Annotated in this window: 11 protein-coding genes; 8 read left to right on the forward strand and 3 right to left on the reverse strand. The window is 68.4% G+C overall.

Annotated features, from left to right (window positions below; translation table 11 throughout):
* The first annotated feature begins 44 nt into the window (after positions 1-44).
* Both ACFWY9_RS01290 and ACFWY9_RS01295 read left to right on the forward strand, forming a co-directional pair.
* Complete coding sequence (locus ACFWY9_RS01290; RefSeq protein WP_378327488.1) at positions 45-2549, forward strand: DEAD/DEAH box helicase; 2505 nt, start codon at positions 45-47, stop codon at positions 2547-2549.
* Positions 2550-2634: 85 nt separating this feature from the next.
* A complete protein-coding gene (locus tag ACFWY9_RS01295) occupies positions 2635-3549 on the forward strand; it encodes an alpha/beta fold hydrolase (protein ID WP_378327487.1) in 915 nt (304 codons plus the stop codon).
* Here the strand turns inward: ACFWY9_RS01295 and ACFWY9_RS01300 are convergent.
* The gene (locus ACFWY9_RS01300; RefSeq protein WP_378327486.1) at positions 3546-4178 is read right to left on the reverse strand and encodes an NADPH-dependent F420 reductase; all 633 of its coding nucleotides are present in this window, start codon (positions 4176-4178) and stop codon (positions 3546-3548) included. The two genes, ACFWY9_RS01295 and ACFWY9_RS01300, sit on opposite strands and share 4 nt — an antisense overlap.
* A 100-nt stretch (positions 4179-4278) precedes the next feature.
* Here ACFWY9_RS01300 and ACFWY9_RS01305 point away from each other — a divergent pair, with 100 nt between their 5' ends.
* Entirely contained in the window at positions 4279-4629 is a 351-nt protein-coding gene (locus tag ACFWY9_RS01305) for a winged helix-turn-helix transcriptional regulator (RefSeq protein WP_378327588.1), read from the forward strand.
* 99 nt (positions 4630-4728) lie between these two features.
* The gene (locus ACFWY9_RS01310; RefSeq protein ID WP_378327485.1) at positions 4729-4956 is read left to right on the forward strand and encodes a hypothetical protein; all 228 of its coding nucleotides are present in this window, start codon (positions 4729-4731) and stop codon (positions 4954-4956) included.
* A 146-nt stretch (positions 4957-5102) separates the two neighbouring features.
* Here ACFWY9_RS01310 and ACFWY9_RS01315 read toward each other — a convergent pair whose 3' ends face one another.
* Both ACFWY9_RS01315 and ACFWY9_RS01320 read right to left on the reverse strand, forming a co-directional pair.
* Positions 5103-5762 carry a DUF2269 family protein gene (locus ACFWY9_RS01315; RefSeq protein WP_378337861.1) on the reverse strand — a complete coding sequence of 220 codons (660 nt, stop codon included), beginning with the start codon at positions 5760-5762 and terminating at the stop codon, positions 5103-5105.
* Positions 5763-5834: 72 nt separating this feature from the next.
* Positions 5835-6812: a sugar-binding transcriptional regulator gene (locus ACFWY9_RS01320; protein WP_378329499.1), complete on the reverse strand. Its 978-nt coding sequence runs from the start codon at positions 6810-6812 to the stop codon at positions 5835-5837.
* Between the two features lie 126 nt (positions 6813-6938).
* On the opposite strand from ACFWY9_RS01320, the gene ACFWY9_RS01325 reads away from it, so the two are divergent.
* The 4 genes from ACFWY9_RS01325 to ACFWY9_RS01340 are packed head-to-tail and all read left to right on the forward strand — an operon-like array spanning position 6939 to position 11038.
* The gene (locus ACFWY9_RS01325; RefSeq protein ID WP_378337862.1) at positions 6939-7943 is read left to right on the forward strand and encodes a zinc-dependent alcohol dehydrogenase family protein; all 1005 of its coding nucleotides are present in this window, start codon (positions 6939-6941) and stop codon (positions 7941-7943) included.
* Positions 7936-9273 (forward strand): ABC transporter substrate-binding protein, encoded by a 1338-nt coding sequence (locus ACFWY9_RS01330; RefSeq protein ID WP_378329497.1) that lies wholly within the window; start codon positions 7936-7938, stop codon positions 9271-9273. Before ACFWY9_RS01325 ends, ACFWY9_RS01330 begins: the two co-directional genes overlap by 8 nt.
* Entirely contained in the window at positions 9273-10211 is a 939-nt protein-coding gene (locus tag ACFWY9_RS01335) for a carbohydrate ABC transporter permease (protein ID WP_378329496.1), read from the forward strand. Before ACFWY9_RS01330 ends, ACFWY9_RS01335 begins: the two co-directional genes overlap by 1 nt.
* The gene (locus tag ACFWY9_RS01340; RefSeq protein ID WP_378329495.1) at positions 10208-11038 is read left to right on the forward strand and encodes a carbohydrate ABC transporter permease; all 831 of its coding nucleotides are present in this window, start codon (positions 10208-10210) and stop codon (positions 11036-11038) included. The genes ACFWY9_RS01335 and ACFWY9_RS01340 overlap by 4 nt, the downstream gene beginning before the upstream one ends.
* The last annotated feature ends 128 nt before the right edge of the window (positions 11039-11166 follow it).

Consider the following 11166-nt stretch of genomic DNA (forward strand, 5'->3'; position numbering starts at 1 on the left):
CCCTGGCCAAGTCCGAACCAACGGATGGCACGATGGGGCACCTGATGACTCTTACAGACCTCCTGCCAGCGGATCCCGACGCCGACGCCCTGTTCGAGGCCTTCTCCACCTGGACGGCCGAACGGGGGCTCGAGCTGTACCCGGCGCAGGAGGAGGCGCTGATCGAAGTCGTCTCCGGGGCGAACCTCATCCTGTCGACCCCGACCGGTTCCGGCAAGAGCCTCGTCGCGGTCGGCGCGCACTTCACCGCGCTCGCACACGGGCGGCGCAGTTACTACACCGCGCCGATCAAGGCGCTGGTCTCGGAGAAGTTCTTCCAGCTCATCGACATCTTCGGCGCGGACAACGTCGGGATGATGACCGGCGACTCCAGCGTCAACGCGGATGCCCCGATCATCTGCTGCACCGCCGAAATCCTGGCGAACATCGCATTACGGTTCGGTCGCGACGCCCCGGTGGGCCAGGTGGTGGCCGACGAGTTCCACTTCTACTCCGAGCCCGACCGCGGCTGGGCGTGGCAGGTACCGCTGCTGGAGCTGCCGGACGCGCAGTTCGTGCTGATGTCGGCGACCCTGGGCGACGTCTCCTTCTTCGAAAAGGATCTGACCCGCCGCACCGGCCGCCCGACCGCGGTTGTGACATCGGCACAGCGACCTGTCCCACTGACTTTCCGCTACGCGCTGACGCCGTTGCACGAAACGCTGTCCGAACTGCTGCACGGCGGCCAGGCCCCGGTGTACGTCGTGCACTTCTCGCAGGCGGCCGCGATCGAGCGGGCGCAGACGCTGATGAGCATCAACGTCACGTCGAAACCGGAGAAGGAGGCCATCGCCGAGATGATCGGCGACTTCCGGTTCTCCGCCGGGTTCGGCAAGACGCTGTCGCGGCTGGTGCGGCACGGCATCGGCGTGCACCACGCCGGGATGCTGCCGAAGTACCGGCGGCTGGTCGAGCAGCTCGCGCAGGCGGGGCTGCTCAAGGTGATCTGCGGGACCGACACCCTCGGCGTCGGCATCAACGTGCCGATCAGGACCGTGGTCTTCTCGGCGCTGACGAAGTACGACGGCGTCCGGCAGCGTCACCTCAAGGCGCGGGAGTTCCACCAGATCGCCGGGCGGGCGGGCCGCGCGGGCTACGACACCGACGGCTATGTCGTGGTTCAGGCGCCGGATCACGTCGTGGAGAACGCGAAGGCACTGGAGAAGGCGGGCGACGATCCCAAGAAGAAAAAGAAGATCGTCCGCAAGAAGGCGCCCGAGGGGTTCGTCAACTGGACCGAGAGCACCTTCGACCGGCTGATCGCGGCGGAGCCGGAGCCGCTGACGTCGAGCTTCCAGGTCAGCCACTCGATGCTGCTGAACGTGATTTCCCGGCCGGGCAACGCCTTCGACTCGATGCGGCATCTGCTGGAGGACAACCACGAGCCGCGACCGTCGCAGCGGAAGCTGATCCTGCGCGCCATCGCGATCTACCGCGCGCTGCTCGCCGCGGGCGTCGTGGAGCGGCTCGACGAACCCGACGAGCAGGGCCGGATCATCCGGCTCACCGTCGACCTGCAGTTCGATTTCGCGCTCAACCAGCCGCTTTCGCCGTTCGCGCTGGCCGCGATCGAACTGCTCGATCCGGAGTCGCCGGTCTACCCGCTCGACGTCGTGTCCATTATGGAATCCACTGTGGACAACCCGCGTCCGGTGTTGTCGCAGCAGCAGTTCAAGGCGCGGGGCGAGGCCGTGCAGGCGATGAAGGCCGACGGCATCGAGTACGACGAGCGGATGGAACTGCTCGAAGACGTCACATACCCGAAGCCGCTGGAGGAGCTGCTGAACGCGGCGTACGCCAGTTATCGGCAGGGGCATCCGTGGGTCGCCGACTACGAGCTCTCGCCGAAGTCCGTGGTGCGCGACATGTACGAGCGCGCGATGAACTTCGTGGAGTACATCGGTTTTTACCAGCTGGCGCGGTCGGAAGGCTTGGTGCTGCGCTATTTGGCCGACACCTACGACGCGCTGCGTCACACGGTCCCGGACGAGGCGAAGACGGAACCGTTGCAGGACCTCATCGAATGGCTCGGCGAGCTGGTCCGGCAGGTCGACTCCAGCCTGCTCGACGAGTGGGAAGCGTTGCGGCATCCGGAAGAAGAGGGGCCGGTGCCGACGCGGCCGCCGTCCGAGCCGCCCGCGGTCACGCGCAACGAGCGGGCGTTCCGGGTGCTGGTGCGCAACGAACTCTTCCGCCGCGTCGAGCTGGCCGCGCGGCGTGCGTACGTGTCGCTCGGCGAGCTGGACGGTGCGGACGGCTGGGACGCCGACGCGTGGGAAGACGCCATGGAGGACTACTTCGACGAGCACGAGACGCTCGGGATCGGCCCGGACGCGCGCGGCCCGGCGTTGCTGATGATCGAGAAGGAGTCCGGCGTCTGGCGCGTGCGGCAGATCTTCGACGACCCGGCGGGGGATCACGACTGGGGTATCAGCGCCGAGGTCGATCTCGCGGCGTCCGACGAGGCGGGCTCCGCGGTGCTCCGGATCGTGGACGTCAACCAGCTCTGATCTTCGGGAGGGTGGGGAAAACCCCACCATGGAACTGTGGTGCGCACCCTGGCCGCCGGGGCCGCCGTCGAGCAGAGTCGTCGGTATGGCATCCACCAGGCGTGACATGCTCAAGCTCGGGGCGGCGGCCATCGCGGCGGGCGCGGCCACGATGGCGCCGCAGGCCGCGTCGGCGGCTCCGGCCGGGTTCGAGCGGCTGCGGATCCGGACCAGGGCAGGGACGTTCGACGCGCTCGCCGCCGGACCACAGAGTGGGCGCCCGGTCCTGTTGCTGCACGGCTTTCCCGAGTCGAGCCTCGAATGGCGGGCGCAGCTGACGGCGCTGGGCGCGGCCGGATTCCGCGCGGTGGCGCCGGATCAGCGTGGTTACTCGCCGGGGGTGCGGCCGGCGCGGATCGACGCCTACCGGCTCGACAACGCTGTCTCGGACGTCCGCGGCATCGCGAACACCTTGGGCTGGAACAGGTTCGACGTCGTCGGTCACGACTGGGGCGCGTGTGTCGCGTGGATCGCCGCCCGGTACCCGGGGCGGATCCGGAAGCTGGCCGCGGTGTCGGTCCCGCATCCCGCCGCGTTCGCCGAGGCGTTGCGGGCCGATCCCGCGCAGCGGGAGGCGTCGAAGTACATGGATGGGTTCCGCGAGCCCGCGCCCGGCCCGGAAAACCGCATCCTCGCGGCGGGGCCGCCGAAGCTGGACGGCGTCCCGCGGGAGATCTGCGAGGAGTACTTCGCGCGACTCTCCGAGCCCGGCGCCTTGACCGCCGCGCTGAACTGGTACCGCGCCAACGACTTCGCCGGATACGAGCAGTGCGTGCGGGTACCGGCCTTGTTCATCGCGGGCGACGATCCGATGGTCGCGCCGTCCGGGATCTTGAACACTCGCCGTTGGGTGACCGGGCCGTACCGGCTGGAACGGCTGACCGGCGTCGGGCACTTCGTCCCGGAATCCGCGCCGGAGACCGTTTCCCGGCTTCTGCTCGACCACCTGTGTCCTGTTTAGACATTCGGCGGCGGAAGGATCGCCTGTGCGTCGGCACCGTCGAACCACAGCTTGACGACGAAGGCCATGGTCGCCTCCATGAGCACGGCCCGGTCGAGCCCGCCGCCGTCGAGCGGGACGCAGCCGAGATCCCGCACGAGCGTGCGGACGTGGTCCAGCGCGCGTTCGTCGTCGCCGCACAGCGGCACCGCGAGCGGGCGGCCGCCGAACACCGGCGGGGTCAGCCGCCAAGTGTCCACATGGCACAGATTGAACGCCTTGACCACGTGGGCCCCCACCGATTTCGCGGTGATCTGCTCCGCCATCGAGGTGCCAGGTGGCGTCTGCGGGAACAGCGTCTCGTCGACGGCGTTGGTGGGATCGATCAGGGTGATCCCGTCGAGGGCGCCGGACGCAGCGCCGGCGGCGTCGAGGACGTCCAGGACGCTGTCGGCGGGCAGCGCCAGCAGGATCGCGTCAGCGAACTCGACCGCGTCGGTCCAACTCCCGCTTCGCGCGCCGAACTGTTTCGCGAGCGCGGCGGCCTTCGCCGGGTCGCGGCCGCTCACGAGCAGGTCGTGCCCGGCACGCGCCCACTGCGTGCCGAGCGCGTCCGCCATCCCGCCGGTGCCGAAAATGCCGATGCGCATGGGAACTCCTTCTCCGGTGTGCTGACCGGGTCAACGGTAGGAAGGCGCGCGGGTACCGATTGGTTACCGCGTGAGCGGGCACAATGGAGCCGTGGACCGCATCGAGCACGAGTTCCTCGCCGACTGCCGCACCCGGCTGGCCTTCGACCTGGTGGCCAACACGTGGAACCCGGTCGTGCTGTGGGCATTGCGGAAGGGGCCGCAGCGGCCTTCGCTGCTGCGGCGGCGGATCGGCGGGATCAGCACGAAGGTGCTCACCGAAACCCTGCGCAGGCTCGAGTACTCCGGGCTGGTCATTCGCCGGGCGGTCGACACTCCGTCACGGGTCGAGTACGCGCTGACCGAACTCGGCGCGAGCCTGCTCGGCCCGATCGAGGCGTTCGGACACTGGGCGGCCGAACACGGTGACGACGTCATGGCCGCGCAGGAGCGGATGGACGAGCTGGCCTGACTCCGCCCTTTGGGGCAAGTTTCGGTCAACTACGTCCTCTGCGAGGCCGGTTCGGGCTAGCGTCGGCGCACTGGGACGGATTCGTGAACTGGAGGGGTCATGCGGAACATCAAGCGGGTGGCGGCCGGGATGCTGGTGGCGGGTGCCGCGGCGGCGGTACTGGGCGTGGTGGGCGCGACGTCCGCGCAGGCCGCCACGGCCATCGAGTACGGGGCACCGGCCGCGACGACGCAGAGCGGCGGCGACGTCGAGTCCATTGTGGCCGGTGCGTACAAGAAGCTCGGCAAGGCCGCGGTGACCCCGGACGCCTCCGCCACCGAGTACTGAGCTGACCTGACCTGCCGTCAAGGCCACCTTATGGGCGTCAGACGCCCATAAGGTGGCCTTGACGGCATTCGGGACCCCCGGGCGGGAGCGGCGAACTCGCGTGATTGGGCGCGTATCTCGCGTGATTGGGCGGAGATCTCGCGTGATCAGGTGGGGGAGAGGCGGGTGGGGCGGGTGAGCAGGACGGTGGCGAGCATGAGCAGGGAGAGGGCGGGGAGCGGGTAGCCGAGGAGGAGGCCGGCGGTGGTGTCGGCGAGCGGGGCGGCGATTCCGGCGGCGAAGATCCAGGCCGGGGCGGTGCGGGGTTTGGCAGTGGGCGACCACGAAGTCCGCTTGCCGGGTTTGGCGACCGAGAGCCAGGCCTGGAAGGCGAGAACGCCGGCCATCAAAGCGGTTCCGGCGATCAGCGGCCAGCCGATCGGGACGGGCGCACCCGCGCGGGCCGCCTCGACGGAGTCGCGTAGCGCACCGGAAAGCAGGAAGATCCCGGCGTAGAGCTGCGCCAGCGTCAACACGAACTTCGTGAGCACCCACCAGTGCCGGAAGAATCCCCACGCGGTCGAGGCGGCGAGCAGGATGCCGGTGAACGCGGCGGCGTTGGCCATCGGCGCGAGCAGCGTCGTGTCCAGCACGTGCGCCATCGACGTCGCGCTGACCCGCACCCGCGGATCGTCGGTGGTCGCGCCGAGCACGAGCAGCGTCATCAGCGCCAGCGCCTCGCCGATCCAGACGACCGACGACAGCACGTGCAGCCACACCACGGCCTGTCGCCAGCGTGGAGAGGTCTTCTTCGCGGGCACACTCACGGTGTCCAGGATCGCGACCCGGCGGGCCCGGCACATCCGGCGAAATCACCCAGCCGACCCCGGAATCCGGGATCAGGGCGGGGAGGCCTTGGCCAGTTCGAGCAGCGGGACGGCCGCCGCGGTGTCGGTGATCAGCGTGGTGACGATGCCGGAACGCAGGACCGCGTCCACCGCCGCCGCCTTCGGCTCGCTGTACCCGAGCGCGATGACCTCGGGGATCGCGCGCAGCTCCTCGGTGCTGATGGCCAGGACGTGGTGGGCGAGCCCGGTGGAGAGCGCCGTGCCGTCGGCCGCGAACAGCCGCGCGGCGACCTCCGCGGTCGCGCCGCGCTCGGCGATCGCCGAGCGTTCGGCCTCGTCCAGCGCGTCGTACACCGTCGACTCGTTCGGTTGCCACGCGCCGATGCTGACCACGGCCTTGGTGAGGTTCTTGAACTGCGCGAACGTTTCCGCGATACCGGGCTGACGGCGCAGCGTCTCGGTGGTACGCCGGTCGGGCAGCACCAGTGGCCCGAACATCGGGTACGCGTCGCCGCCGGACACCGACGTCACGCGGCTGACGGTCTCCACCGAGCGGCCCCGCATGTCCATCCCCGCCTGCACTCCGCACAGTTGCACGATCGGGCAGCGTGGCAGTGCCCTGATTTCCTCGGTCATGGCGTTGACCGAGCGGGCCCAGGACAATCCGATGATGTCGTCCTTGGTCGCGATGTCCTCCAGGAGCCGCGCGGCGAGTGTCCCGATCTTCTTGCGGACGATCTCGCGGGGTTCGCTCTCCCGCGCTCGTTCGAGCACGAGAACCCGGTCGAGCCGGTATGCGGAACGCAGCTCCTCCGACAGGACGACGTCGACAGGGGACGGCATTCGGAACTCGATCCGGACGAGCCCGGTTTCCCTGGCCTTGTCCAGCATCCTGGCGATCTTGAACCGGCTCACGCCGAACTCGTCGGCGATCTCCAGCTTCGACTTCCCACGCACGTAGAAGCAGTAGGCGACGCTGGCCAGGTCGAGCGAGTCGGCCAGACTCGATGCAACGGAACGAGCGCTCATTTGAGCATTATAGCGTGAAAACTCGGCGAAAGGTTGACGTACCACCAGGCAAAACCCTGTAATGCCTACACATGCCAGCCGCACGATAGATCAATGACGCTCATACGAGCGGATGAAGGGAGAGGCATGCGTGCCGCGATCGTGGACCGTCCCGGGGAGATCAGGGTCGGTGAGGTGCCCGATCCGAAGCCCGGGGAACGGCAGGTCGTCATCAAGGTGGGTGCCTGCGGGATCTGCGGGACGGATCTGCACATCGCCGACGGCCACTTCCCGCCCACGCCCTATCCGATCGTCCCCGGCCACGAGTTCGCCGGCGAGATCGTCGAGCTCGGCGCGGACGTGCCGGGCGAATGGCGGATCGGCGACCGGGTCGCGGTCGACCCGTCGCTGTTCTGCGGTTACTGCACGCCGTGCCGGTCCGGGCACGGCAACCTGTGTGCCAACTGGAACGCCACCGGCGACACGGTGAACGGGGCCTTCGCCGAATACGTCGCCGTCCCCGCCGCCACCTGCTACCGCATGCCCGACACCATGACCTGGGAACAGGGCGCGCTGGTCGAGCCGGTTTCCTGTGCGGTGCACGGCGTGCGCAAGATCGGGGTCGAGGCCGGCGAACGCTTCCTCGTCGTCGGCGCGGGCACGATGGGGCTGATCATGCAGCAGTTGCTGCAACGCGCGGGGGCGCGGGTCACGGTCGTCGACCGCAACGCCGACCGCCTGCCGCGTGCCACCCGGCTCGGCGCCGAGGCCGTCGCGAGTGACGTCGCCGAGCTGAACGGCGAGAAGTTCGACGCCGCCGCGGACTGCACCGGTGCCGCTCCGGCCATCGAAGCCGCGTTCGACTCGCTCCGCCGAGGCGGGCGGCTGCTGATCTTCGGTGTCGCGCCCGCCGAGGCCCGTGTCGCGCTCTCGCCGTTCCGTATCTACAACGACGAGATCACCGTCGTCGGCTCGATGGCCGTGCTCAACAGCTTCGGCACCGCGCTCGACCTCGTCGCGAACGGCGCCGTCGACACCGGCGCGCTGCTCACCGACACTCTGCCGCTGGAGCGCTATCCCGAGGCACTCGACCTGATGCGCAGCGGAGCGGGCCTCAAGGTCCAGGTCCTCCCGGGGGCGAGTGGTGCGTAGGCTCGGATACCTGCTGGCGGCGGTGGCCCTGCTGGTCACCGGATGCGCGGGAGCGGGCGCGGCGGGCGGCGGCGGCCGCACGCTCGTCATCGCGATCGTCGCCAACCCGCAGATGAAGGACGCGATGGCGTTGTCCTCGGAGTTCGAGAAGGCCAACCCGGGCGTCAAGCTGAAGTTCGTTTCGCTGCCGGAGAACCAGGCACGGGCGAAGATCACCGCGTCGACGGCGACCGAGGGCGGCGAGTTCGACGTCGTCATGATCAGCAACTACGAAGCGCCGCAGTGGGCCGCGAACGGCTGGCTGGAGAACCTCGAACCGCATATGGCCGCCACGCCCGGATACGACAGGAACGACTTCATCCCGAGCATCCGGCAGTCACTGTCCTATAAGGACCAGATGTACGCTGTCCCGTTCTACGGCGAATCGTCGTTCCTGGCCTACCGCAAGGACCTCTTCGAGAAGGCCGGGCTGACGATGCCCGCGAAACCGACCTGGCAGCAGATCGCCGAGTTCGCCGCGAAGCTGGACGACAAGGCGAACGGCGTCGCCGGGATCTGCCTGCGCGGAAAGCCCGGCTGGGGCGAGAGTCTCGCGCCGTTCACGACGGTCGCGAACACCTTCGGCGCGCAGTGGTTCGACAAGGGCTGGAACGCCAAGCTCACCAGCCCGGAGTTCAAGGCCGCCGCGGAGTTCTACGTGAACCTCATCCGCGAGCACGGCGAGGTCGGCGCCGCCAGCGCGGGCTTCTCCGAGTGCGGCACGAACTACACCCAGGGCCAGGCCGCGATGTGGTACGACGCCACCGTCATGGCCGGGACCAACGAGGACCCGGCGAGCAGCAAGGTCGTCGGCAAGTCCGGCTACGCGCCGGCACCGGTGGAGAAGACGCAGGCCAGTGGCTGGCTCTACACATGGTCGCTGGCCATTCCCAAGGTGGCCAAGGACAAGGACGCGGCCTGGAAGTTCATGGCGTGGATGACGGACAAGGCGTTCGTGCAGAAGGTCGGCACCACCTACGGCTGGAACCGGGTCCCGCCGGGTGTCCGGCAGTCCACTTACGACATTCCCGCCTACCGTGACGCCGCGAAGGCCTACGCACAGCCCACTTTGGACGGTATCGCCGACGCAAACCAGCAGAAGGCGATGGCGAATCCGGTGCCGTACCCCGGAATCCAGTTCGTCGGGATCCCCGAGTTCCAGGATCTCGGCACCCGGGTCAGCCAGCAGCTCTCGGCGGCGATCGCCGGACGGGAGTCCGTGGACGAGGCGCTGAAGCAGGCGCAGCAGTACGCCGAAACGGTTGGTAAGTCCTATCAGGAGGTTCGGTGATGTCCACGATCTCCGTCCCCGCTCGCACCGAACCCGCCGAACCCGCGAAGGCCAAGGCCGAACGCCGAGGGCTGAGCACGGCGGCCAAGCGGCGGCTCCCGCTGCTGCCCGCGCTGATCTTCGTCATCGCGGTGACCCAGCTGCCGTTCCTGCTCACCGTGTTCTACTCGTTCCAGTCGTGGAACCTGGTGCGCCCCGGCTCGCGGCACTTCGTGGGCCTGCGCAACTACGTCGACGTCTTCACCGACATGACGTTCCTCGGCGCGCTGCTGAACACCGTCGTGCTCACGGTGGTGTGCGTGTTCGTTTCGCTGCTGCTCGGGCTGGGACTCGCGATCCTGCTGGACCGCAAGTTCCTCGGCCGTGGCGCGGTGCGGACGCTGCTGATCACGCCGTTCCTCATCCTGCCCGCCGCCGGCGCGCTGCTGTGGAAGACGACGATGTTCCACCCGAAGTTCGGGTTGCTGCACTTCGTGTTCGGCACCGACGTCGACTGGCTCTCGCAGTTCCCGCTCGCGTCGGTGATGGTGCAGGTCGTGTGGCAGTGGACGCCGTTCATGATGCTGCTGATCCTCGCCGGGCTGCAGAGCCAGCCGAAGGACGTGCTGGAGGCCGCGTCGGTCGACGGCGCGGGCCGCTGGCGCACGTTCACCGCGATCACGCTGCCGCACCTGAGCCGGTTCCTGCAGCTGGCGACGTTGCTCGGCGCGATCTACATCGTGAACAGCTTCGACGCGATCTTCCTGATGACACAGGGTGGTCCCGGTACCGCGAGCACGAACCTGCCGTACTACATCTACCAGCGCGCGTTCGAGGGCTTCGACGTCGGGCAGTCCTCGGCGATGGGCGTGGTCGTGGTCATCCTGACGATGATCGTGGCGACCTTCGCGCTGCGCCTGATGTTCCGCACCTTCTCGGTGGACGGGGGCGTGAAATGAGCACACTCACCACGAAACGCCGTTTCGGGGCGGGATCGCTGACCGCGGTCACCTGGGTACTGGCGATCCTGTTCGTGTTCCCGCTGATCTGGATGGTCATCACCGCGTTCAAGCAGGAGGCCGACGCCTCCACCGATCCGCCGAAGGTGATCTTCAGCCCGACGCTCGATCAGTTCGCCGGGGTGATCGACCGCGGTTTCCTGCCCTACCTGGCGAACTCCGCGTTCGTCACGGTGATTTCGACGCTCCTGGTGCTGCTGCTCGGCGTCCCGGCCGCGTACGCGCTTTCGCTTGCGCCGGTGAAGGGGACGTCGAACGCGCTCGGGTTCTTCCTGTCCACGAAGATGCTGCCGATCGTGGCCGCGATCATCCCGCTGTACGTGATTTCGCAGAACGTCCAGCTGCTGGACAACGTGTGGGCGCTGGTCATCCTCTACACGTCGATGAACCTGCCCCTGGCGATCTGGATGATGCGCTCGTTCTTCCTCGAGGTCCCGAACGAGATGATCGAGGCGGGCCGGATCGACGGCGCGAAACTGCCGACGCTGCTGTACCGCGTGATCATGCCGGTGGTGGCGCCCGGTATCGCGGCGACGGCGTTGATCTGCGTCATCTTCTCCTGGACGGAGTTCTTCTACGCGGTGAACCTGACCGCGGCGCGGGCGGGCACGGTACCGGTGTTCCTCGTCGGCTTCATCACCAGCGAGGGCCTGTACTGGGCGCAGCTCTCGGCCGCCGCGCTGCTGGCGTCCCTGCCGGTGATGATCGTCGGCTGGATCGCGCAGAACCACCTGGTCCGCGGCCTGTCCATGGGCGCGGTGAAGTGACCTGAAGGGGACTTTCGTCGCGTAAGGCGCGCTGAATGGGGCGTTTCAACCCGGGGGCCCCGGGGGAAACACCCACACCACAAAACACCAGGCTGCGCATATCCCGGCGCCGGGCGCACAGGACCACC

Origin of the sequence: Amycolatopsis sp. NPDC059027 (genome assembly GCF_042739735.1) — a bacterium.
Taxonomy (GTDB): Bacteria; Actinomycetota; Actinomycetes; order Mycobacteriales; family Pseudonocardiaceae; genus Amycolatopsis.